The following is a 22,175-nucleotide window of genomic DNA, read 5'->3' as shown; positions in this document are numbered from 1 at the left end:
AGGCTCCACTCCTGCCTCCACCGGTCATTCCGCAGGCTCCACTCCTGCGTGCCTGGTCATTCCGCAGGCTCCACTCCTGCCTCCACCGGTCATTCCGCAGGCTCCACTCCTGCGTGCCTGGTCATTCCGCAGGCTCCACTCCTGCCTCCACCGGTCATTCCGCAGGCTCCACTCCTGCGTGCCTGGTCATTCCGCAGGCTCCACTCCTGCTTCCCTGGTCATTCCGCAGGCTCCACTCCTGCTTCGTGTGTCAGGAGCCATTCCTTCGCCGGCAGACCCCATCTGAATCCGCCGAGCGCGCCGCCGATTCGGAACACTCGGTGGCACGGCACGAACAGTGCGGCAGCATTGCGCGCGCAGGCGGACGCAGCCCCTCGAATTGCCGCCGGGCGCCCGGCCATTTCCGCGAATTGCGAGTACGTCACCGGCGACCCGGCAGGCACTGTCCGCAGAACCTTCCAGGCGTGGACCAGAAATTCTCCCGACTGTTGCGATACCGGTACGTCGTCGATGGCGTGCACGTCGCCGCGGTGATAGGCGTCGACGGCTGCGGTCACGCTGCCGAGCGTCGAGGCCTGCCGAAGATCGGTAGGCCGGAGACTTGCGTGGATCAGCGGGCCCAGATTGTCGATCGAGTCCGTCCATCCGGCGGCGAGCACCGACCCCGCGTCGTCGACGACGGTCGTGAACGGGCCGATCGGGGTGTCGGTGGTGGCGAACGATGCAGTCATGCTGCTCTCCTTGTCAGGGCGATGTTCCACAGGTGCATGGAGACGTAGGACCGCCACGGCGCCCAGCGGTCCGAGTCCTTCAGCGAAAGTCCGAGTGCCTCGGCGCCCTGGCGGACGACGAGATCGGTGTCGAGCAATACATCCGGGTCGGCGAGAGTGCGCATGACGACGTACCGCGCCGTCCACGGGCCGATCCCTTTGAGCGCGAGCAAGTCCCGTTCCAGCTCCTCGGCCGGCCGGGCCGGATGAAGGACGATCTTGCCCGACGCCACCGCGTCGGCGACGCCGATGATCGAACTGACCCGTGCACGCGGGCCGGTGAGTACCTCGTGTCCGCGTTCGGCGATGACGGCCGCGCTGGGAAACAACCGCGTGACGGTGCCGCCGAGTGGATCCTCGATGTGGTCGCCGAGCGCGTCGACCAGGCGCGCGGTGTGGGTGGCGGCGGCGCGTAGTGAGATCTGCTGCCCGATCATGGTGCGCAGCAACAGTTCCTCACCGTCGATGCTGCCGGGCGCTCGCATCCCGCGGTGTGCGGCGATGTTCGACGCCAACGCCTGGTCCTCGGACAGCGCGGAGTCGACGGCTTCGGGGTCGGCGTCCAGATCGAGCAGGTGACGGATCCGGGCGACGGCGGGGGCGAGGTCTCGCATGTCCATCAGGCTCAGCGTTGCCTCGACGTACCCGTCGACGAAGCGCATCCCGACGACGGCATGACCGTGGGGGAGACGCAGTGACCGCCGGTAGAGGCCGTTCTCGAACGATTCGATGCCGGGTACCGCGTGGCCTTCGAGGAACCACTCGAGCCACCCGGTGTCCATCGGCTGCCGATAGGGGAGTCTCACCGACACGGTTCCGTTGGACGAGATGGTCTTTCGGCGATTCGCTTCGTCGCGCAACGTCGTGGGGTTGACGGCGAATACTTCCCGAACGGTGTCGTTGAACTGCCTGATGCTCGAGAACCCCGATGCGAATGCGATGTCGCTCATCGACATGTCGGTCGTCTGGATCAGGGTGCGGGCCGTGTGGGCGCGGTGGGCCCTGGCCAGCGCGAGCGGGCCCGCGCCGATCTCTGTGGTCAGCACCCGCGTCAACTGCCGGGTCGAGTACCCGAGAGTATCGGCGAGGGCGTCGACGCCACCGCGCTCCACCGCGCCGTCGGAAATCAAGCGCATGGCGCGCGACGTCAGATCCGAGTGGATGTTCCATCGCGGTGAGCCCGGAGTGGCGTCGGGCTGACAGCGTCGACACGCACGGTATCCCTCGTGCTGCGCGGCGGCAGCGGTCGGAACGAACGTGACGTTCTGTGCCTTGGGGGTGGTCGCCGGGCACGACGGGCGACAGTAGATGCCCGTCGTGCGCACGGCAGTGAAGAACTGCCCGTCGAAACGGGTGTCTCGTGCCGAGACGGCGCGGTAACACCGGTCGAAGTCCAATTCCATGGACTCCACTGTGTCACCGCGCCCCCTGTAGTCGCTAGCGGGAATCGGACACGCATGTACGACGCCAGTTCACCTCAACAGCAGCGGGCGCCGGGGTTCGTGTCGGCGTCGGCGTAGCGGTCCCGCCAGAACTGACGTTCGGACGGAACCGGTTCGTCGGGGTGGACCCGCTGCATGTGGGCGACGTAGCGCTCGTAGTCCTTGTCGCCCATCACCGAAGTGATCCACCACAGAAGCCCGCGCATGTCAGTGATGCCCTGCGTGCGCCGCACCCGGTGCGCGGACGGTGCCGTCGGCGATGAGCTTGTCCCATTCGCCCTGGATTTCCTTCTCTGCCGCGGTCGGGACGAAGCCTGCGGGTCCGAAGATCTTCGACGGAACCTCGGGTTCTTCGTTGTCCGGGAGTCCGCCTGCTCGAACAGCCTTGATGCAGACCAGAATGCCGGCTGCGGCGACGATGATGACCAGCACGGCGAAGATGATCGACAACGTTCCCTGGATGAACGTGTTCCTGATGACGGCGTCGATTGCTTCGGCGGACTTGGCGCTGCCGAATTCGGTGAGGCCCTGGTTCTTGGCGTCGACGAACTGGGAGTGCTGCGCCCAGTATCCGATGGCGGGCACCGACGAGAAGATCTTCTGGTACGACGCGGTCATCGTCACGATCAGATCCCAGGCAAGGGGGACACCGGGAATCCAGGCCCACTTGAACAGGCCGCGCTTCATCACGATGGTCAGGACCACCGTCAAGGCGATCGCGGCGAGCAACTGATTTGCGATGCCGAAGAGCGGGAACAGCGTGTTGATGCCGCCGAGCGGGTCGGTGACGCCCATGAGAAGGATTGCGCCCCACGCTGCGACGACGATGAATGAGCACACCCATGCGCCGGGTCGCCACGACGGGTCCTTGAACTTCTTGGCCGACGAGCCGGGCAGGTTGCCGATGCTGTCGGAGAGCATGAAGCGTGCAACGCGCGTGCCTGCGTCGACCGTCGTGAGAATGAACAGTGCCTCGAACATGATCGCGAAGTGGTACCAGAACGACTTGAGGCTTTCGCCGCCGAAGACCTGATGCAGCACCTCGGACATACCGAATGCGAGCGTCGGTGCACCACCGGTGCGGGAAATGATCGATTCCTCGCCGACGTCGGATGCCGCCTGGCTCAATTCCGCTGCGGTGATGTCCCCGCCGCTCAAGCCGAGCCCGTTGACGTAGTCCGCCGCGGTTTCCGGGGTTCCGCCGGTGAGCGTCGCCGGAGCGTTGAGCGCGAAGTAGATGTGCTGATCGAGAACACATGCGGTGACGAGCGCCATGATCGCGACGAAGGATTCGGTGAGCATGCCGCCGTAGCCGATCATCCGCATCTGCTTTTCCTTCTCCAGCAGCTTCGGAGTGGTGCCGGAGCAGATGAGGGCGTGGAACCCGGACAGGGCGCCGCAGGCGATGGTGATGAACAGGAACGGGAACAGCGAGCCGGAGAACGCAGGACCGTTGCCCTCGGTGGCGAACGACGTCATCGCGGGCATCTGGATCTCGGGCCGTGCGATGAGGATGCCGACGGCCAGCAGTGCAATGGTGCCGACCTTCATGAACGTGGACAGGTAGTCACGCGGAGCGAGAAGCAGCCACACCGGCAGGATCGAGGCGGCGAGGCCGTATCCGATCAGGCACCAGGCGACGGTGACCTTCGAGAGAGTGAACCAATCGGTGCCCCATTCGGTTTCGGCGACCCAGCCGCCGGCGACGATGGCGAACAGCAGCAGCACGACGCCGATCAACGACACCTCGGACACCTTGCCGGGACGCAGGTAGCGCAGGTAGACGCCCATGAACAACGCGATGGGGATGGTCAGTGCGATGGAGAAGACGCCCCACGGGCTCTCCGCGAGAGCGTTGACGACCACCAGCGCGAGCACGGCGATGATGATGATCATGATGACGAAGACGCCGATGAGTGCCGCGGTGCCGCCGACCACTCCCAGCTCGTCCGCGGGCCATCTGGCCGAGGCTGCGGCCCCGGCGTCGCGTCGAGATCCACAGGACGAGGAAATCCTGCACGGCACCGGCGAACACGACGCCGATGATGATCCACATCGTGCCCGGAAGGTAGCCCATCTGAGCGGCCAGAACAGGGCCGACGAGGGGGCCTGCACCGGCGATCGCGGCGAAGTGGTGACCGAAGAGCACCCGCCGATCCGTCGGCATGTAATCCTTGCCGTTCTCGAGGATCTCGGCAGGCGTGGCTCGGTCGTCGCGAGGGAAGACGATCTTACGCTCGATCAACCGTGCGTAGAACCGGAACGCGATGATGTAGGTGCAGACCGCTGCGATCACGAACCACACCGCATTGGGGTTCTCGCCTCGGACGATCGCGACGACCGTCCAGGCCACACCACCGAGCAATCCGATGAGGACGAACAGGACGCGTTTGGCGGGAGTCATCGGAGATTTGTCGACTACTCCGACCGGGGGCAGATCCGCATCGGTCTTCAACAACTCGATGTTCGGATCGTCTGCCGCTTTCAAAGCCATGGGGACCGCTTTCAGCATTCGCGAATGTGACAGCGATCACCCTAGACGCTCCTGGTGACAGCCCGGCCACATTCCGGTGTAGCTGCGGTCAATGGTTCCGATCCTGCGCCGAACGGGAGAAGCGCCGTGGGCGGACGTCAGCCGCCCAGTGCGTCGTCGACCGCTCGCGCGCTCAGTACCTGGTCCAATACCATTGCCGCGCTACCTATGACACCGGAGTAGTCGCCGTGTGTTGTCGCTTGAATGGTCAAGGCCTTGGTGGCCAGTGCCGTCGCATTTCCGTAGACGGTCTCACGTAACCCGGCGACGAAGATGTCGTAGGCCTTGGCCATGTCTCCGCCGACGATGAGGACCTCGGGGTTGAGTAGGTTCACGGCGCCTGCCAGCGTCTCGCCGATGTGGCGGCCGCTGTCGCGAATGAGCCGACGCGCCTCGGGGTCGCCGCTCACCGCCAGGTCGACGACGCCTCGAATGTGGCCGACACTTCTGCCCTGTTCCTGCAATGCGCGTACCAGTGCCCAGCCGCCTGCGATGGCTTCCAGGCAGCCGCTGTCTCCGCATCGACATGCGACTCCGGCCGCGGCGGAGGTTTTGGTATGGCCGAATTCTCCTGCTGCGCCGAGCGATCCGCGCTGCAGTTCGCCGCCGGCGACAATCCCCGCGCCGAGACCCGTCGACGCCTTGACCAGCAGCGCATTCGTGAATCGATGCCGGTTGTCGCGGCGTTCGGCCAGCACCATCGCGTTGGCGTCGTTGTCGAGAAAGACCGGCGCGTCGGTCGTGTCGGCGAAGAACGGTGCGAGGGGAACTCCGTCCCAGCCGTGCATGATCGGGGAGTCGAGACTGCACCCACGAGCGGTGTCCGCGGTGCCGGGGATGGACAGGCCGACTCCGAGAATGCGGTGATCACTGCGTGCAGCGTCGTCGACGAGCGCTTCCAGTCGCTTGGTGATCTGCGGCATCAACTCGTCCGGTCCGATGCCGATCTCCTGGTCGACGGTGTCGCCGAGGAGGAATTCGCCACCGAGGGTGAACACGCCCAGTTGTGAACGACTTCGGCCGATGGCTGCAGCGAGCACGATTCCCGCGTCGACGTCGAACGACAACCGGGCAGGTGGCCTGCCCCCGGTCGAGAGAGTGTCCTCGGTTTCGACGATCAATCCGAGTGTGGTGAGCGCAGTGACGCGTGCGGCGACGGCCGATCGCGACAGGCCGGTCGTCTTTCCGAGGTCCGCTCGGGTGTCGGCATCACCGTCACGGATCAGCGCGAACATCTCACCTGCTGTCGCAGGTGGAGCACTTGCACGTGACATTCGCATATACGTCATTCAACCAATCCGCAACCTTTGCGGCAACAACGCAAGATCGCGGACTTAGGACTTTGAAAAACGTAAGTTGGGTTGTCGTGACGCGTAAGTGCCTCTAGTCTGAATCGTGAAAGACCGAACAGGGAGACACCTCATGGACACCATCCACCCGGTCCTGCGTCAGGTCACCGACCGCATCGCAGCCCGCAGCCAGTCCGCCCGGGCCACCTACCTCGATCGCATCGCCGCAGCAGGAAGTCGAGGCCCCGCTCGCGGGCGGCTTGCCTGCGCCAACATCGCCCACGGTTTCGCCGCGTCGGGAAAAGCCGACAAGCAAGCCCTGCGCGGCATGGTGAAGCCGAACATCGCCATCGTGTCCGCGTACAACGACATGCTCTCGGCGCACAAGCCGTTCGAGACCTACCCGGCTGCACTCAAGGCCGCTGTCATCGAAGCAGGCGGAATCGCGCAGTTCGCCGGGGGAGTGCCCGCGATGTGCGACGGCATCACCCAGGGCCGCGACGGGATGCAACTCTCGCTCTTCAGTCGTGACATCATCGCGATGTCCACCGCAATTGCGCTGTCGCACGACATGTTCGACGCCACCCTCATGCTGGGCGTGTGCGACAAGATCGTGCCAGGAATGCTCATGGGCGCCTTGAGCTTCGGCCACCTGCCCGCCGTGTTCGTCCCCGCGGGCCCGATGACCTCCGGACTTCCCAACGGCGAGAAGGCGAAAGCTCGCCAGCTCTACGCCGAAGGCAAGGTGGGACGAGAAGCGTTGCTGGACGCGGAGGCGGCGTCGTACCACGGCAGTGGCACGTGCACGTTCTTCGGAACTGCGAATTCCAATCAGTTGCTGATGGAGGTCATGGGTCTGCACCTACCCGGCTCGTCCTTCGTCAATCCCGGAACCCCGTTGCGCGACGCCCTGACTCGCGAAGCCGCCCATGTCGTCACCGGTCTGACCGATCTCGGTGAGAACTACACACCGGTCGGCGAAATCGTCGACGAGAAGGCGATCGTCAACGGCTGTGTTGCACTCCTGGCCACCGGCGGCTCGACCAACCACACCATGCACCTCGTTGCGATCGCCCGCGCCGCCGGTATCACGCTGACCTGGCAAGACCTGTCGGATCTATCGGCTGTCGTGCCACTGATGGCACGGATCTACCCCAACGGCAAGGCGGACGTGAACCACTTCCACGCCGCAGGCGGCCTCGGTTTCGTGATCGGTTCGCTTCTCGATGCCGGTCTGATGCACGACGACGTGAAAACCATTGCGGGATTCGGTCTTCGGCGTTACACGCAGGAACCCAAGCTCGACGGCGAGGGTGTGATGTGGCAAGACGGTACGCGAATGAGCCACGACGACAGTGTGCTTCGCGGCGCCGACGAACCGTTCAGCGCCGACGGCGGCCTGAAGATGCTGACCGGCCCGATCGGGAAGAGCGTCATCAAGACCTCCGCGCTGGCGGCCGAGCACCGCGTGGTCACCGCGCCCGCGAAGGTGTTCGACGACCAGGCGGACTTCCTTGCAGCGTTCGACGCAGGAGATCTGGAAGGCGACTTCGTCGCAGTGCTGCGTTACCAGGGGCCGCAGGCCAACGGAATGCCTGAACTACACAAGCTGACGCCGGCCTTGGGAATCCTGCAGGATCGCGGCTACCGCGTCGCGCTCATCACCGACGGGCGCATGTCCGGAGCGTCCGGGAAAGTTCCTGCAGCAATTCATCTCACGCCCGAAGCAGCCAGTGGGGGTGCGATCGCGAAGATCGAGGACGGTGACATGATCACCCTCGACTCCGTCGCCGGAACGCTCGACATCGACGTGCCACTTGCGGACTTCGAGGTCAGAGTGGTCACCGGCCGGGCGCCGGCGCAGGACGAGTGGGTCTCCACCGGCCGAGACCTGTTCTCCGGCATGCGCGCTCTTGTCGGCCCCGCCGACGAAGGCGCCATGTTCGTGATGCGCTGACAGTTCCGCCGTTCAGAAGACCCGACGCACAGAAGAAGGACTACACATGACCGAATCCCTGCTGGACCGCGTACCCGTCATCCCCGTGGTGGTGGTCGAAAATCTCGACCACGCCGTGCCGATCGCCCGCGCCCTCGTCGCCGGCGGCCTGCCCGTCATCGAACTCACCCTGCGCACCCCGGTGGCCCTCGACGCGATCGAACGCATTGCCGCCGAGGTGCCCGAGATCCTTCTCGGTGCGGGCACGATCGTCACGCCCGGCCAGGCGAAGCAGGCATCCGACGCCGGCGCGCAGTTCCTCGTCTCACCCGGCAGCACACCAGGGTTGACACAGGCGATGCGCGACACCGGTCTGCCCCACCTACCCGGTGCCGCCACCGTGTCCGAGGTGCTCGCCCTGCTGGAAGCCGGCTACACCGACCTGAAGTTCTTCCCGGCCGAGGCGTCGGGCGGCGCGAACTTCCTGAAGTCGATCCACTCACCCGTTCCAGCGGCCCGCTTCTGCCCGACGGGCGGGATCTCCACGGCCAATGCGTCGACGTACCTGTCGCTGCCGAACGTCGGATGCGTCGGAGGGTCATGGATCACCCCGGCGCCCGTTCTCGCTGCCGAAGATTGGGACGCCGTGACCACCCTCGCCCACGCGGCACGCGCCCTCACCTAGGGTGGCGATGATTCTCCCGTCGTCACGTCCTCCGACGAAGATCCTGGGCGACGCGGTGCTGGTCCCGACGTCAAAGTAGACTCCATAGACCGTGAGCCTCACCCTCGGAATCGTCGGACTGCCCAACGTCGGCAAGTCCACCCTCTTCAACGCATTGACCAAGAACGATGTGCTGGCCGCGAACTACCCGTTCGCGACCATCGAGCCCAACGTCGGTGTCGTGCCGTTGCCGGATCCGCGGCTGGGCAAGCTCGCTGAGGTCTTCGGCTCCGAGAAGGAGGTTCCGGCGCTCGTGTCGTTCGTCGACATCGCCGGCATCGTCAAGGGCGCGTCCGAAGGCGCTGGCCTCGGCAACAAGTTCCTCGCCAACATCCGTGAGGCCGACGCTATCTGCCAGGTGGTGCGCGTCTTCGCCGACGACGACGTGGTGCACGTCGACGGCCGCGTCGATCCCGCCGCCGACATCGAGGTCATCGAGACCGAGCTCGCGATCGCCGACCTCCAGACGCTCGAAAAGGCCATCCCGCGCGTCGAGAAGGAAGCGCGGATCAAGAAGGACCGCAAGCCTGCACTCGACGCCGCCATCGCTGCGCAGGCAGTACTGAACGACGGCAAGACTCTGTTCTCCGCGAAGGACAAGCTCGACTTCGAGCTCCTCAAGGAGTTCCAGCTGCTCACCACGAAGCCGTTCCTCTACGTCTTCAACGCCGATGAATCGATCCTCACCGACGACGCACGCGTCGGCGAGCTCGCACGATCCGTCGCACCCGCAGACGCGGTGTTCCTCGACGCCAAGATCGAATCCGAGCTCCTCGAACTCGACGCCGAATCGGCCGCCGAACTGCTCGAGAGCGTCGGCCAGACCGAACCGGGCCTCGATGCTCTCGCCCGCGCCGGCTTCCACACCCTCGGTCTGCAGACCTACCTCACGGCAGGACCGAAAGAAGCCCGCGCGTGGACGATCCACCAGGGCGACACCGCTCCCCAGGCTGCGGGAGTCATCCACACCGATTTCGAGCGTGGCTTCATCAAGGCCGAAATCGTCAGCTACGACGACCTCATCGAAGCCGGCTCCATGGCCTCGGCCAAGGCCGCAGGCAAAGTCCGTATGGAGGGCAAGGACTACATCATGGTCGACGGCGACGTCGTCGAATTCCGCTTCAACGTCTAGACAACGCCTAACCCGCTTCGAATATCCTTTCGGAGAACGGAACGTACGGCGGTCGGTGATCACGGACGAGGCGATCGATGAAGAAGACCTTGGCGGCAGTGGCGTGTGTGCTGTTGGTAGGCGGATGCGCTACTGCGACGGACAACCAGCCCGAACCACGGGACCCTCTGTCCGTGGACACCACGACGGGCCTGCTGCGCGGTAGCGAGGTCGGTGGCACGCGGCAGTTTCTCGGAGTTCGATATGCGCAGCCACCAGTCGGTGATCTGCGGTGGGCGTTGCCGGAAGCTGCTCCGGACACCGAGGACACCGTCGACGCCACGTCGTTCGGCGCGCGGTGCCCGCAGGGGACAGGTCCGGATGTGCAGACCGACGAGGACTGCCTGTTTCTGAACGTGACGGTTCCTTCGGACGCGGGTGACGGTCAGCTCCCGGTCGTCGTGTGGTGGCACGGGGGCGGTTTCACCAGCGGCGCGGGCTCGGACTACGACGCCACGCGTTTCGCCGAACAGGGCAACGTGATCGTAGTGACGGTCAACTATCGGCTCGGAATGCTCGGCTATCTCGGTCTTCCCGGCCTGGAGGGCTCCGGTAACTTCGGGCTCGCCGATCAGCTCCTTGCGCTGAAGTGGGCGAACGACAATGCCGAGGCGTTCGGTGGCGATCCCGACAACGTGACCGTGATGGGGGAGTCGGCCGGAGGAATGTCTGCCTGTGCAGCGCTGGGATCCCCTGCTGCGGAGGGGCTCGTCGACAAAGCGATCATCCAATCGGGGTCGTGCCTGATCGACTGGCCCGCCGGAACTCTCTACCCGGGGCTGCCCGAGTTGACGCCGTACGCTCCGCTTGCCGAAAGCGAAGCAACGGGCAGTGCAATCGCAGACGCTCTGGGCTGCACCGACGATCGGCTGCGTTGCCTGCGGGAGTTGCCCGTCGAGAAGGTTGTCGAGCAATCGTCGTCGTTCGGCAATGGTCTGGCCTACGGTACGGACCTACAACCGACAAATCCGGCAGACGCAGTTCGAGACGGACGCACGATGCCGATCCCAGTGATCATGGGTGGTAACGCGGACGAGCACCGATCGTTCGTCGGGGGTGCATTGCTGGCAGATCCGACGTCCGTCACCGACGAGACCTACAGGTCGCTCATCCAGCAGGCATTCGGCACGCGTGCGGGCGAGGTGGAACAGCGCTACCCGAGAACCGAATTCGACAGTGCAGCGCTGGCATGGTCCACCCTGGTCACCGATGCGGCCTGGTCGTGCCCGATGCTGAACACGTCCGCGTTGCTTTCTACGAACGCCGACGTGTGGTCCTACGAATTCGCCGACGAGACAGCCCCGGATGTGAGCGGTGTATCGGCCACGGGATTGGCTCAGGGCGCTGCACATGCGACCGATCTGCCGTACACGTTCGACCTGAACGGCAGTGACCTTCTCACCGGTCCCGGCCAGAAAGACCTGTCGGAGAAGATGATCGAGGCTTGGTCCGAGTTCGCACGATCCGGCGACCCGGGGGAGGGCTGGCCGAAGACAACGGACGCCAGCGGTCCGGTGTTGGAATTCGGCAACCCGGACACCGTCGTGGGCAACTACTACGACGCGCACCAATGTGGGTTCTGGAGCGATCGGGGTTAGCCCATCATCGGCTTCGCGTCACCGCGTCTTCGACCATTTCGACAGCCTCTGCCGCTGTCGACGCCAGTCGCACTGTGTCGAACCGATGTAGGTATGCGCTGTAGATGCCGGACACCTTCTTGTTCGCGTTGTCGAGTGCAACCACTCGCTTTCCCATCATCGCGGCCAATACGGCCGCGTGAAGTCTGTCCGTCAGGACGACGGAACCTTGATTCAGAATGCGTTGAGCAACACGAAGATTGAGCTGCGCGGCGAAGGGGTAGGACCGGGCGAGAGCCGGACAGAGAATCCGGGTGGTTCGTGGCACGTTGTACGCAATTCTGGTGGGCAGCGTGATCGCGTTCCACAGCGCGCGATCCGGTCCGCGTAGACCCCAATCTGCTTGGACTGAAGACGCGCCGAGGTCGAGGGCGCCGTGGTCGATGCCCTCGGAATCGACGCGCAGCAGCTTCACGACATCCACCGCCGAGCCGCCTGGACTGCTGTCGATCTGCGCGCCGAAGGCCAGGTCGGGGCAGTATTCGACCCGATTGTCGGGGAATGCGGCTATGGCGAGATCGTAGGATTTTCGTTCACGGAGCAAGAGCGTCAGATCGGAATGCTTCGAGTACAGGTCCGCCGTCCGCCTCAGTGCCGCGGGATCGGCGTAGTCGATTCCTTGCGGAAGGCACACGATCGTGTTGTGCGGGAAGCGCTCTACGATCCCCTCACGAAACCGTTGATGCGCAGGCCATCGGTCGCCGAAGTTGCCACCGCCGTGCAACAAGATCGTTCGGCTGCCCACTCGCTGTCGAAACAGACTGTCGTCATGAGTGACGAGATCCGAGATGAAATCGACTCGAACATTCAGTTGCGACAGGTAATCGATCTCGCCCGCATAGATGAGCGAGTCGCCTGCGTTGTCGTGAATGGGGAAGTCCAAGAGAGCAATACCCTCGCCGGGAGCGACGTGATTGCGCAAGACCGCCAATGTCTCGTCTCGAATGGATGCGAGTGCACGCTGGGTCATGAGGCGCTCACGATTCCTGCCATTGTCCCTCGATTTCGGTTCGAACACGCGGATTGAGCAGGCGCAGACGCATCACCATCGCGCCGTACTGAAGGCCGAGGTGCTGAGCCCAGATCTCGCGCGGCACTGAGTGGGATCGTCTGCGCAACCACGGATTTCGAGCGACCAACATGAACGCAAGGCTGGCCAGATGTGCCGGAACCTGTACGAACGGGGACAACTGCGGGCAGCCACGCGACCGATGCTTGACGGCAACCACGCAGGCTGCCCCACCGTATTTGCGTCCCTGTGCGAAACATCCACCGAGCGTAGTCCTCAGGCGGTACGCGACGACGGCTTCCGGTGCGTGCCCCAGCGTCAATCCGGCCTCTTGAATCCGCCACGAATAGTCGACGTCGTCGCCGCCGCTGGTCAATTCTTCGTCGTAGTAACCGACCTGTTGCACGACGGTGCGCCACATACCGAAGTTGTTGCCCTGAGCCCACGGAAGGTGGAAGGTGTCGAGGCGTTGTTCCGGAGTGGGGGCGCCTGGCCAGGACGCGACCTCGGGGGAATTCAGTGAATACAGCTCGATCGGGCCCCCTACTGCGTCGAAGTTCTCCGCTTCGCGGGTCAGGGCGGTCAGCCAACCGGGATGGACCGAATCGTCGTGGTCGACGATGGCAATGAACTCGCCTCGGGCGGCGTCCATGCCGACGTTTCGTGCATGCGACACACCCCGGATCCGGGACGCGTCGACGCAACGGACTGTGAGGGATGAAGACAGGCAGGCGACGTACTCACGCGTACCATCGGTCGAGCCGTTGTCGCTCACGATCACCTCGAACGCGCCCTTGTAATCCTGAGCCTCCAGGGCCCTGAGCTGCACGTCCAAGTGCGGCAAGCCGTTGTAGACCGGCACGATGACGGAAACGAGACTGATCGGCATGGTTTAAAACTGTACTGGGTGCACTTTCGCATCGAGTCGCTTACCTACCGCGCAGTCGTTTTTCCAACGGCGTCGGGAAGGACGGTACGACGGCGGTGCCGTCGAGGAGTGTTGTGATCCGCTCGGCTTCGGCGGTGACGTCGGCGGTGTTGGATCCGATGTCCTCGAACAGTTCGGTCGCGACTTCGCCTGCCGGAGTGACTGCCCATCCGCCGACGATTCGGCCGTCGAGCCAGATGGTCGGACCGATGTTGCCGAAGGTGTCGAACAACGGTGGCTTGTAGTCACCGAGGTACCAGTCGCGGTGCTTCCAGCCCATCGGCGTCGGGTCGAGGGCGGGGAGCAGCACGACGCCGCGCGCGCAGCCGGACAGGTCTGTATCCGGCAGCATGATGCCTTCGCCTGCGGTCAGTTCGACGGCGACCGTGTCGATGGCTGCCGCCGCCGCACGTGTCTGGGTCTTGTTCCATCCGGTCCACCATTGGATGTCGTCCATGGTGGCCGGACCGAACACTTCGAGCCACCTGCGCACGAGTTCTCGGCGACTGTCGGTCTCGTCGACGGCGGGGATGCCGCCTGGCCACCAGTGATCGATCGGAGCCCATGCGTGCCGCCGTGACGTCCAGGCGCCGCGAGGTTCGACCCTCACCATTTTTCCTTCGGCTGCCATCATCACCAGGACTTCGGAGGTGACGTAGCGCCTGACGTCGTACGATTTGTCGGTCGTGGGCAGAAACGCGGTCTTGAGCAGTGGAACCGCGGCGGACAACTCGGCTCCCGTTGCTGTGCCGACGGCCTTCAGGCGTGTCTCGGTCTCCTGTTCGACCTGCGCGATCCATGCCGCGGGGTTCTCGACCACCGGATCGGTCGGTCCCTTCTCGACTTGGGTGAGCAGCCGTTTGCGCATCGTTCGTGCGACGCCGAGACTCGCTGCGGCATGGACGAGCGGTAGGTCGTCGTGTGCGAGAACGAACAGCGTGCGGCGCATCGCCATCGAGCGGACCAATGTCCGACGCTCGTACATCGCGGCGCGGACGTCGTCGATGCCCAGCGACCGGGCACGCGCGAGAACGGACAGGTAGACCGTCGCCGGATCGGTGGCGTGCAGGGCCAACACGGACTCGACGACGGCCTCCGGCGTCGATGCCGCCGCGAACTGCCGTGACACCAACCGGGCGCGGCGTTGTGCATCGGTGATCTTCATCCGAACAGTGTGCCTCGCGGGGCCGACATGGCACGATCCGTGCGTGGACGAATCGCAGAACTTGAAGGATCTCGCGCGGCTGCGACGCGTGCGCGACCGGATGGATCGCGACTACGCTCAGCCGCTGGACGTCGAGGCGTTGGCGCGCGGTGTGCACGTGTCGGCCGGCTACCTGAGTCGGCAGTTCAAGCGTGCCTACGGCGAATCTCCTTACTCGTACTTAATGACTCGCCGGATCGAACGTGCAATGGCGCTGCTGCGACGAGGAGATCTCTCGGTCACCGACGTGTGCTTCGAAGTGGGGTGTTCCTCGCTCGGCACGTTCAGCACGCGCTTCACCGAGCTGGTGGGAATGTCGCCGAGCGTCTACAAGCGACGTGCGGCCGGAGACGCGGCAGGCATACCGTCGTGCGTCGTGAAACAGGTGACGAGGCCGATCAGAAGCGGCGCACGCCGATGACGTGTCGAGATGCTCGCCCGTACAGCTCCGTCTACAACTCGATTCCGGTTGCCTCCACCACCGTCGACCACAGGGCATCCCTGGCGTCGGGGGAGTCCTTGCGCCACGACGGGTAGTGGGTCGGCCGAATGGCTCGGTCGTGCCAGAACTTTCCGGTGCTGGTGAGCGCTTCGTCGCCGGCGGCGAGCCAGACGATGGTGTCCGCGCCTTCGTCGGGTGTGCGGAGGATGGGTTTCATGACCGTGCCGAACATCGGAATCGAATCGGTCACTCCCGGTGTCGCGGCCCAGCCGGGGTGCATGCTGTGCACCACCGGATCGTGTTCTTCGGTCATTCGCTGAGCCAGCTGCTCGGCGACGACCACCTGCATACGTTTGGTGCGGGCGTACGCCGTCATGCCGGAGTACTTTCCGGAGGCGAACTCGAAGTCGCGCGTGTGCAACGGCACCGGATACATGCCGCCGCTGGAGACGAAGACGACTCGGGATCCGGCGTCGAACAGTTCCCTGGCGCCGACGGTCAGGGCGACGGGGCCGAGGACGTGGGTCGCGAATGCGGCCTCGTGGTTCTGTGCTGTCGACGTGCGCTCCTCGGGCATGACGCCCGCACAGTGGACGATGGCATGCAGCCCGGTCAGCTCCGACGTCAGGTCCGTCACCAGCCGTGCGACGGAATCGAGATCGCTGACATCGCATTCTCGGACGACGATCGACGCTTCCGATGCAGCTGTCTTGATGATCCCGGCGGACTTCTCGAGTCTTTCGGCCGATCGCCCGACGAGGTGTACCCGGGCGCCGAGTTTCGCGAGGGACGTCGCTGTGGCGGCCCCGAGCCCGGAGCTGCCGCCGGTGACGACGACGTCGATCGGTTCGGGAAACGGTGCCGGGTCCGACGCCCAGAACCTGCTGCGCACCGTCGACCCGATGCGGGAGTAACCGGGTACGACGGTTCGATCGAGGACGGTGTCGAGGATGCGCGTCACGGAGACCATGCGTCCTTCGTACCCCACCGTGTCATCATGCAAGCATGGTTCTCTCCGAGGAGGCACGCGATCTGCTCGCGGATCTACCTGCGCACAGACGTCAGACGTTCGAGCTGCGTCTGCAGCAGTGGGGGCCGGATCTGCTCGACGCGGTGACCGCGCTGTATTCCGCACCGGACGACGTGGCGTCGGCTCTCGTCACCGTCGCGGCCCGGGGGTTCGCCGCGCGGTCCGACGAGTTGCACCGGCTCGACGAACGCAGGTTGTTGCAGCCGGACTGGTTCCAGCGGCCGAACATGTTCGGGTACGCCTGCTACGTCGACAGGTACGCGAAGACGTTGAAGGGCTTGGGGGACAGGCTCGATCATCTGACCGACCTGGGGGTCACGTATCTGCACATGATGCCGTTGCTGAAGCCTCGTCCCGGTGACAACGACGGCGGATATGCCGTCATGGACTTCTCCTCGGTGCGTGAGGATCTCGGTACCAACGAGGATCTGGCGCAATTGGCCGCCACGTTGCGTAGCCGCGGAATCAGCCCCGTCGTCGACCTGGTTCTCAATCACGTTGCTCGCGAACACGACTGGGCGGTCGCCGCGCGCGCAGGTGACGCGAAGTATCGTGACTACTTCCTGATCTATCCCGATCGCGACACTCCCGACAGGTTCGAGCGCACCCTGCCCGAGGTGTTCCCGGACTTCGCGCCCGGTAGCTTCACCGAGGTCGACGGCGAATGGGTGTGGACGACGTTCAACGAGTGGCAGTGGGACCTGAACTGGGCGAATCCCGCCGTGCTGCTCGAATTCGCCGAAGTAGTGGTGCATCTGGCGAACCTGGGAATCGAGGTGCTGCGCCTCGACGCCATCGCATTTCTGTGGAAGAGGCTCGGGACCAACTGTCAGAACCAGCCGGAGGTGCACGCCGTCACGCAGGCGCTGCGGGCGACCTGCCGGTTGACCGCTCCTGCGACGTTGTTCAAGGCCGAGGCCATCGTCGGGCCCCGCGAACTCATGCCCTATCTGGGCGAGGGGCGCCATGCGGGACGCGTGTCGGACATCGCCTATCACAACAGCCTGATGGTGCACGTGTGGTCGATGTTGGCGTCCGGCTCCACCGATCTGGCCCGGCACGCGCTCGCTGGGTTGCCGCCGACACCGCCCGGCGGTACCTGGGTGACCTATGTCCGCTGTCACGACGACATCGGCTGGGCCATCGATGATTCCGACGCCTCCGCCCGGGGTGTCACCGGCGTCGGGCATCGGCAGTTCCTCGCGGACTGGTACTCCGGCGAGTTCGACGGATCGTGGGCGGAAGGGCTTGTCTTCCAACACAACAGGGAGACCGGTGATCGGCGGATCAGCGGCACGGCCGCGGCCCTCACCGGTCTCGGCCCGTCGAGGAAGGATCCCGCGGGCGGGTTCGCGCGCATTTTCCTCGCGCACGCCGTCGTCGCCGCATGGGGAGGCATTCCCGTCGTGTGGAGCGGCGACGAGATCGGGTCACCGGGCGACCCCGAGTGGGCGTCGGAGGACGGACACTCCGCCGACAACCGCTGGGTTCACCGGCCGCGGATGACCGACGCCGACCGAGCCCGCCGCCACGAACAGGGCTCCGACGCCCAACGCGTTTTCGACGGTGTAGCTCACATCGCACGTGTCCGAGCCGGCCTGCCGATGCTTCATTCCGAGGCTCCGACGCGGGTCCTCACCGACGCGGACATCGACGACGGCCTCCTCGTCGTACAGCGTCGACACCCGAGCGGGACTCTCGTCGGTGTCTTCAACGTGACTGCCGATCACCGACCACTCGCCCGTGCCCGGTTGGCGGACCTGGGGTCGGTCGATGTCCGCGAAGTGCTGTCCGGCCACGATCTGGCAGAGCACGGACTGCACGATCCCGGCGGAACGCTGTGGGTCCCGCCGTACGCCGCGTGGTGGATCGTCTGAGAATCGGCGAAGAGGCGCAGGCGTTATATCCCTGTTACCCTGCCTCCCGAAGGTCGTCGGATTCGGACGTTAGGGACTCGTTGATGTTTTCTCGTGCTCGTAGCTCGGTCGGCGTGCTCCGGGGGCTGCGCTCCCGCCTGCTGTTGGGTCTCGTCACCGTGCTGGTCGCTGCATTCGGCGCCACCTTCGTGGGGACGGGTGTTGCGCAGGCCGATTCCGCTCTGGTCTACGTCCACTCGGATGCAATGAACAAGGACATCCCCGTCAAGGTCCTGAAGGCTGCAGGTGAGGGTCCTGCTCCGACGATCTACCTGCTCGACGGCCTGCGCGCGCCGGACGACAACAACGGCTGGCTCATCGAGACCGACGTGGAGCAGTTCTTCGCCGACAAGCACGTCAACGTGGTCATCCCGTTCGGTGGCGGCGGAACGTTCTACACCGACTGGGAGCGCCCCGACCCCAAGCTGGGCGTCGTGAAATGGGAGACCTTCCTGACGCAGGAGCTGCCGCCGGTCATGTCCGCGCAGTTCGGCAGTGACGGCGTCAACAATGCAGTCGCCGGTCTGTCCATGAGCGGCACCTCCGCGCTGAACCTGGCCGCGAACCACCCCGACTTCTACAAGGCCGTTGCATCGTTCAGCGGCTACCCGACGGCCAGCAGCCCCGGCTACGCGCAGGGCATCCAGGTGTCGGTCGGCGAGATGGGCGGCAACGCGCGCAACATGTGGGGCGCATGGCCGTCGGCGTCGTGGCTCGCCAATGATCCGCTGCTCAACGTCGGCAAGCTCCGCAACACCAAGGTGTTCGTCTCGGCCGGTACCGGTTCGCCGTTGACCGACCCGACCGTCAACCCGGTCAGCGCCAGCTTCGACCCGGTCAAGTTCGCACAGATGGTTCCACTCGAGACTGCGTCGGGTCTGTCCAGTCGCGCCTACGTCGGAGCTCTCCGCGCAACCGGCAACAACCCGGAGGTGCGCATCACCGGAGTCGGAACGCACTGGTGGAACTTCTGGGAAGAGCACCTGAAGGACGCGTGGTTCACCACCTTCGCACCGTCCCTGGGACAGTAGGCATTCCCTCGTATTAGCGTGCACGCATGACTGCACCCAAGATCGAGGTCGACTACACCGTTCTGGACTGCCCGGACCCGGCTGCACTCGCCGGGTTCTACGCGAAGGTTCTCGGATGGAAGCCCACGAGTGACGACGGCGACTGGGTCGTGATTCAGGGACCGGGGGAACTTCGCCTCGCGTTCCAACGAGCCCCCGAGTTCACACCGATCGACTGGCCGTCCGACGGCATCAAGATCCACCTGGATTTCGTCGTCGACGACATGAAGGAAGCCGAGGACTACGTTCTCGAAATCGGCGCGACGAAGGTCGAGGGCAACGAGAACCACCCCGGCTTCGCCGTGTTCCGGGATCCTGTCGGCCATCTGTTCTGCCTGTGCCGCAGAGGGTGACTACTATTCGCGCATGAGTTCCTTCCTGGTACAACGCACTACGGTGGTCAACGCGTCGCCGGACAAGATCCACCCGTTGATCAACGACTTCCGTGAGTGGCGTACCTGGTCACCGTGGGAAGGCGCCGATCCTGATCTGTCACGGACCTACACGGGTCCGAGCAGTGGCGTCGGCGCCTCCTACGCCTGGTCCGGCAACCGCAAGGCAGGAGCGGGATCGATGACGATCACGGATTCGAAGCCGGGGCAGATCGTCGTCCTCGACCTGGTGTTCACCAAACCCTTCAAGGCGAAGAACGTCACCACGTTCACCATCGACCCGGGCGCGAACGGATCCGAGATCACCTGGTCCATGACCGGCGAGAACAACCTCTTCTTCACTCTTCTCGGGAAGATCTTCCCGATGGACAAGGTCGTGGGGAAGGACTTCGACAAGGGTCTGGCTCAGCTCAAAGCACGGGCGGAAGGTCAGGCGACCAGTTCGTGACTGCGGGGTGACCGATGATCGGCGTGCACCTGCAGCCACTGCGCGAGTAGCTGGCAGCCGGTGAGGCCGCTTCCGTCGACATCTGCGGCGTCGAGCGGTTCGGTCGCGTACGCGATGTGGCGGTCGCCCGACGGATTGGCCACCGACCAACGACGCCACGCCAGGGTCTTCGGAAGGTACCCCGAAAGTTCCCGCAGGGCGACGCGTACGCGTCGGGCATCCTTTCTCCATTGCCGCGGCGAGAAGCTGGTCTTCGACGCGTTCTGAAAACCGTTGGTGCGGATGAGATGCCACACCTGTCGAAGCCACAACCGGGTCGTGCGGAACGACATCCACCTCGTGAGATCGGCGATGTCGCGGATGTAGCTGTCCTCGCTGGCGTTGCAGATCATGTCGTGTGGGTGCCCGATCCACATCGTCTCGACCTCGGCCGGTACGTTCGGGCCGACGCCCGCGACTCCGCGACCGGTACAACCGTCGACGGCACCCGCGGGTTGCTGAGGATCGGAGATCAGCCCCGCTGCCGTCACCGTGGGCAGGTGGATCGCCCCGGAAGCCATCTGTCCCAGAACTTCGCGGATGACCGAGCAGCCCTGCGAGTAGCCGATCAGTGCGACCGGGCCTGGGGTCGCTTCGACGGCAGCGATGAGTCGGCGGACTCCCAGTGCGGTGCTGTGCCGATAGCTCAGCCCACCGACCGCGACGGGACCGTACGACGCCGGGTATCCCACCCATCGGCAGGCGAACCGATCGTCCAGCGCGCCGGTGACGTGGCCGAGCAGTCCCGTGACGAAAGTACGGTGGTCGTCCGGTCGGGACTCTCCGGTTCCACCTACGGCGAGAACGGTCAGCTGGGTCATGTCCTCGACTATGACGCGGCATTCTGTGAAATCTCTGGGAAGACGACCGCTACCGGGCGCAGCTCCGGCGAAGCGCGGTCGAGACCTCGTCGATCGCGCGGTCCAGGAACGAGCAGTAGACGTCGGGATCCGGCATCGCCGACGCCGCCGATGTCACGCTGACGGTCACGGCGTCGCCGATGCCGTGGACTCCGTGCGTGAGGCCCATGATCGGAGACAGCGCGGGGAAGCCGGCGGTGAAACGAACCGGTCCGCCACCGACCTCGAGGTCCGCGGCACCACGCGCGACGCTCGACAGGACCGTGTTTCCGGTGACCGTGTCCGGAACGGCGGTGGCGTCGAACTGGCGGACACCCCAGTGCAGCAGTACAGCTGGAACGGCTTCGGATGCGAGCGACTGAGCCTCGGCTGCGGGATGGGCTGCGCGGCGACGACGAGCCTGCAGTGACTCGGAGATGGCGTGCGCTCGGGCGGCGAGATCGGTGATGTCGGGGCGTAGGTCCACTCCGGCATTGCCGAAGTGGTTGCGCGCCCGGCGTTCACCGTGCTTGCCTAGTGTCGCCTCGGCACCGAGCTCGGGAGGTACCGGGTCTCCGTGGTGTGCGAGGTAGCGTTCCAGGGCGAGTGATATCGCGGTTGCGGCACCGACCGTGACGCTGATGCCCGGGGCGGTGAAGTCGCTGCGATCACGAACGAGGCATCGCACGGACGTGCGGCCCGCCGGTGCGACGTTGACTCGGATCCTGGGCCTACCCGGCGCAGAAGCGGGGACGGTTCCCGCGGCGGTGTCGGCTGCCAGTTGTCGTTCGAGATCGTATGCGCGAGTAGCTCTTCGGAAGAATTCGCGCGGGCCGATTCGGGTCCGGTCGGCGATGGGGGCCGGCGCGGACCGGTCGTCTCCGAAGAGTCTTCGGGCCAGGCTCGACGCGACACGGCCGTCGCCGAGCGCATGTGAGATCTGCAGTATCGCAACGAGTGCCGGGCCGTCGCACCGCGGAGCGCCGGTGACGCCACCGACAAGGTGCAGACGCCAGACGGATCGGTGGGGGTCGAGCTGATCGGTGAATGCCTCGGCAACGGTGTCGAGGCAGTCCCTCCACGTGCGGCCCGTCTCCCGGATGTGTACGAGGTCCGTTGTGTCGGGTGCCCGAAGAAGACTCGGATAGCGAAGCGAGAGTGGGAAATCGACGATCCGCATACCGAGGTCGCTGATCTGTTCCGCGCGGCGCAGCAGTTCTTCGCGGACGGACTCCGCAGGCGAGTCGGTGTCGAAGCAGTACAACAGAAATTGATCGTTGGGAATCTTCGCGGACATCCAGTACGTCTGGGCATCGGTGGGATGCAGACGAACGGTCACCTGCCGAGACCAGCTGC

Annotated in this window: 19 protein-coding genes and 1 pseudogene; 9 read left to right on the top strand and 11 right to left on the bottom strand. The window is 65.0% G+C overall.

The window, feature by feature from the left end:
- Positions 1–218: 218 nt before the first annotated feature.
- The 5 genes and pseudogenes from H292_RS0120935 to H292_RS0120915 form a co-directional block, all read right to left on the bottom strand.
- Entirely contained in the window at positions 219–731 is a 513-nt protein-coding gene (locus tag H292_RS0120935) for a methylated-DNA--[protein]-cysteine S-methyltransferase (RefSeq protein ID WP_020112635.1), read from the bottom strand.
- On the bottom strand, positions 728–2,173 hold the full coding sequence (locus tag H292_RS0120930) for a DNA-3-methyladenine glycosylase 2 family protein (protein ID WP_037158478.1): 1,446 nt from the start codon (positions 2,171–2,173) through the stop codon (positions 728–730). Before H292_RS0120930 ends, H292_RS0120935 begins: the two co-directional genes overlap by 4 nt.
- 74 nt (positions 2,174–2,247) lie before the next feature.
- A complete protein-coding gene (locus tag H292_RS0120925) occupies positions 2,248–2,418 on the bottom strand; it encodes a YbdD/YjiX family protein (RefSeq protein ID WP_442978572.1) in 171 nt (56 codons plus the stop codon).
- Between the two features lies 1 nt (position 2,419).
- A pseudogene (locus tag H292_RS27285) lies at positions 2,420–4,706 on the bottom strand (carbon starvation CstA family protein).
- A gap of 137 nt (positions 4,707–4,843) precedes the next feature.
- Positions 4,844–6,019, bottom strand: coding sequence for an ROK family protein (locus H292_RS0120915; RefSeq protein WP_020112630.1), 1,176 nt, complete (start codon positions 6,017–6,019; stop codon positions 4,844–4,846).
- Positions 6,020–6,167: 148 nt separating this feature from the next.
- Between H292_RS0120915 and edd the strand changes: the two genes are divergently transcribed.
- The 4 genes from edd to H292_RS0120895 all read left to right on the top strand — a co-directional run bounded on the left by edd (position 6,168) and on the right by H292_RS0120895 (position 11,463).
- Positions 6,168–7,991, top strand: a complete 1,824-nt coding sequence (gene edd, locus H292_RS0120910) for a phosphogluconate dehydratase (RefSeq protein WP_020112629.1) — start codon at positions 6,168–6,170, stop codon at positions 7,989–7,991.
- Positions 7,992–8,037: 46 nt separating this feature from the next.
- Positions 8,038–8,655, top strand: a complete 618-nt coding sequence (eda, locus tag H292_RS0120905; protein WP_020112628.1) for a bifunctional 4-hydroxy-2-oxoglutarate aldolase/2-dehydro-3-deoxy-phosphogluconate aldolase — start codon at positions 8,038–8,040, stop codon at positions 8,653–8,655.
- Positions 8,656–8,746: 91 nt separating this feature from the next.
- The gene (ychF, locus tag H292_RS0120900; RefSeq protein ID WP_019665448.1) at positions 8,747–9,826 is read left to right on the top strand and encodes a redox-regulated ATPase YchF; all 1,080 of its coding nucleotides are present in this window, start codon (positions 8,747–8,749) and stop codon (positions 9,824–9,826) included.
- A 77-nt stretch (positions 9,827–9,903) separates the two neighbouring features.
- Positions 9,904–11,463 (top strand): carboxylesterase/lipase family protein, encoded by a 1,560-nt coding sequence (locus tag H292_RS0120895; RefSeq protein ID WP_020112627.1) that lies wholly within the window; start codon positions 9,904–9,906, stop codon positions 11,461–11,463.
- Between the two features lie 4 nt (positions 11,464–11,467).
- Here the strand turns inward: H292_RS0120895 and H292_RS0120890 are convergent, their stop codons facing one another.
- The 3 genes from H292_RS0120890 to H292_RS0120880 are packed head-to-tail and all read right to left on the bottom strand — an operon-like array spanning position 11,468 to position 14,604.
- Positions 11,468–12,472: a polysaccharide pyruvyl transferase family protein gene (locus H292_RS0120890; protein ID WP_020112626.1), complete on the bottom strand. Its 1,005-nt coding sequence runs from the start codon at positions 12,470–12,472 to the stop codon at positions 11,468–11,470.
- A 7-nt stretch (positions 12,473–12,479) separates the two neighbouring features.
- Positions 12,480–13,400, bottom strand: a complete 921-nt coding sequence (locus H292_RS0120885) for a glycosyltransferase (RefSeq protein ID WP_020112625.1) — start codon at positions 13,398–13,400, stop codon at positions 12,480–12,482.
- Positions 13,401–13,440: 40 nt separating this feature from the next.
- Complete coding sequence (locus H292_RS0120880) at positions 13,441–14,604, bottom strand: winged helix DNA-binding domain-containing protein (RefSeq protein WP_020112624.1); 1,164 nt, start codon at positions 14,602–14,604, stop codon at positions 13,441–13,443.
- A 100-nt stretch (positions 14,605–14,704) separates the two neighbouring features.
- Between H292_RS0120880 and H292_RS0120875 the strand changes: the two genes are divergently transcribed.
- A complete protein-coding gene (locus H292_RS0120875) occupies positions 14,705–15,064 on the top strand; it encodes a helix-turn-helix transcriptional regulator (RefSeq protein WP_230620848.1) in 360 nt (119 codons plus the stop codon).
- Between the two features lie 31 nt (positions 15,065–15,095).
- Here H292_RS0120875 and H292_RS0120870 read toward each other — a convergent pair whose 3' ends face one another.
- Positions 15,096–16,055 carry an SDR family NAD(P)-dependent oxidoreductase gene (locus H292_RS0120870; protein WP_020112623.1) on the bottom strand — a complete coding sequence of 320 codons (960 nt, stop codon included), beginning with the start codon at positions 16,053–16,055 and terminating at the stop codon, positions 15,096–15,098.
- 35 nt (positions 16,056–16,090) lie between these two features.
- Here H292_RS0120870 and H292_RS0120865 point away from each other — a divergent pair, with 35 nt between their 5' ends.
- From H292_RS0120865 to H292_RS0120850, 4 genes are all read left to right on the top strand, one after another.
- Positions 16,091–17,992: an alpha-amylase family protein gene (locus H292_RS0120865; RefSeq protein WP_020112622.1), complete on the top strand. Its 1,902-nt coding sequence runs from the start codon at positions 16,091–16,093 to the stop codon at positions 17,990–17,992.
- A gap of 83 nt (positions 17,993–18,075) precedes the next feature.
- A complete protein-coding gene (locus tag H292_RS0120860; protein ID WP_019665440.1) occupies positions 18,076–19,062 on the top strand; it encodes an alpha/beta hydrolase in 987 nt (328 codons plus the stop codon).
- Between the two features lie 26 nt (positions 19,063–19,088).
- Positions 19,089–19,454 (top strand): VOC family protein, encoded by a 366-nt coding sequence (locus tag H292_RS0120855; RefSeq protein WP_020112621.1) that lies wholly within the window; start codon positions 19,089–19,091, stop codon positions 19,452–19,454.
- A 13-nt stretch (positions 19,455–19,467) separates the two neighbouring features.
- Positions 19,468–19,941 (top strand): SRPBCC family protein, encoded by a 474-nt coding sequence (locus H292_RS0120850; protein WP_027498958.1) that lies wholly within the window; start codon positions 19,468–19,470, stop codon positions 19,939–19,941.
- Here H292_RS0120850 and H292_RS0120845 read toward each other — a convergent pair.
- The gene (locus H292_RS0120845) at positions 19,923–20,801 is read right to left on the bottom strand and encodes a PE-PPE domain-containing protein (protein WP_020112619.1); all 879 of its coding nucleotides are present in this window, start codon (positions 20,799–20,801) and stop codon (positions 19,923–19,925) included. The two genes, H292_RS0120850 and H292_RS0120845, sit on opposite strands and share 19 nt — an antisense overlap.
- A 49-nt stretch (positions 20,802–20,850) precedes the next feature.
- Complete coding sequence (locus H292_RS0120840; RefSeq protein ID WP_020112618.1) at positions 20,851–22,158, bottom strand: wax ester/triacylglycerol synthase domain-containing protein; 1,308 nt, start codon at positions 22,156–22,158, stop codon at positions 20,851–20,853.
- Positions 22,159–22,175 lie beyond the last annotated feature (17 nt).

Origin of the sequence: Rhodococcus sp. 114MFTsu3.1 (assembly GCF_000383555.1) — a bacterium.
Classification (GTDB): domain Bacteria; phylum Actinomycetota; class Actinomycetes; order Mycobacteriales; family Mycobacteriaceae; genus Rhodococcoides; species Rhodococcoides fascians_E.
Note: the sequence above shows the minus strand (reverse complement) of the source record. Positions and strands in the feature narration are given on the sequence as shown.

Bases quoted from the DNA above. Each gene is read 5' to 3' on its own strand.
- H292_RS0120885 (WP_020112625.1), bottom strand. From the start codon at position 13,400: ATGCCGATCAGTCTCGTTTCCGTCATCGTGCCGGTCTACAACGGCTTG.
- H292_RS0120875 (WP_230620848.1), top strand. From the start codon at position 14,705: ATGGATCGCGACTACGCTCAGCCGCTGGACGTCGAGGCGTTGGCGCGC.
- eda (WP_020112628.1), top strand. From the start codon at position 8,038: ATGACCGAATCCCTGCTGGACCGCGTACCCGTCATCCCCGTGGTGGTG.
- H292_RS0120870 (WP_020112623.1), bottom strand. From the start codon at position 16,055: ATGGTCTCCGTGACGCGCATCCTCGACACCGTCCTCGATCGAACCGTC.
- H292_RS0120925 (WP_442978572.1), bottom strand. From the start codon at position 2,418: ATGCGCGGGCTTCTGTGGTGGATCACTTCGGTGATGGGCGACAAGGAC.
- H292_RS0120890 (WP_020112626.1), bottom strand. From the start codon at position 12,472: ATGACCCAGCGTGCACTCGCATCCATTCGAGACGAGACATTGGCGGTC.
- H292_RS0120930 (WP_037158478.1), bottom strand. From the start codon at position 2,173: ATGGAATTGGACTTCGACCGGTGTTACCGCGCCGTCTCGGCACGAGAC.
- H292_RS0120935 (WP_020112635.1), bottom strand. From the start codon at position 731: ATGACTGCATCGTTCGCCACCACCGACACCCCGATCGGCCCGTTCACG.
- H292_RS0120880 (WP_020112624.1), bottom strand. From the start codon at position 14,604: ATGAAGATCACCGATGCACAACGCCGCGCCCGGTTGGTGTCACGGCAG.
- H292_RS0120860 (WP_019665440.1), top strand. From the start codon at position 18,076: ATGTTTTCTCGTGCTCGTAGCTCGGTCGGCGTGCTCCGGGGGCTGCGC.
- H292_RS0120895 (WP_020112627.1), top strand. From the start codon at position 9,904: ATGAAGAAGACCTTGGCGGCAGTGGCGTGTGTGCTGTTGGTAGGCGGA.
- H292_RS0120845 (WP_020112619.1), bottom strand. From the start codon at position 20,801: ATGACCCAGCTGACCGTTCTCGCCGTAGGTGGAACCGGAGAGTCCCGA.
- H292_RS0120915 (WP_020112630.1), bottom strand. From the start codon at position 6,019: ATGTCACGTGCAAGTGCTCCACCTGCGACAGCAGGTGAGATGTTCGCG.
- H292_RS0120865 (WP_020112622.1), top strand. From the start codon at position 16,091: ATGGTTCTCTCCGAGGAGGCACGCGATCTGCTCGCGGATCTACCTGCG.
- H292_RS0120855 (WP_020112621.1), top strand. From the start codon at position 19,089: ATGACTGCACCCAAGATCGAGGTCGACTACACCGTTCTGGACTGCCCG.
- edd (WP_020112629.1), top strand. From the start codon at position 6,168: ATGGACACCATCCACCCGGTCCTGCGTCAGGTCACCGACCGCATCGCA.
- H292_RS0120850 (WP_027498958.1), top strand. From the start codon at position 19,468: ATGAGTTCCTTCCTGGTACAACGCACTACGGTGGTCAACGCGTCGCCG.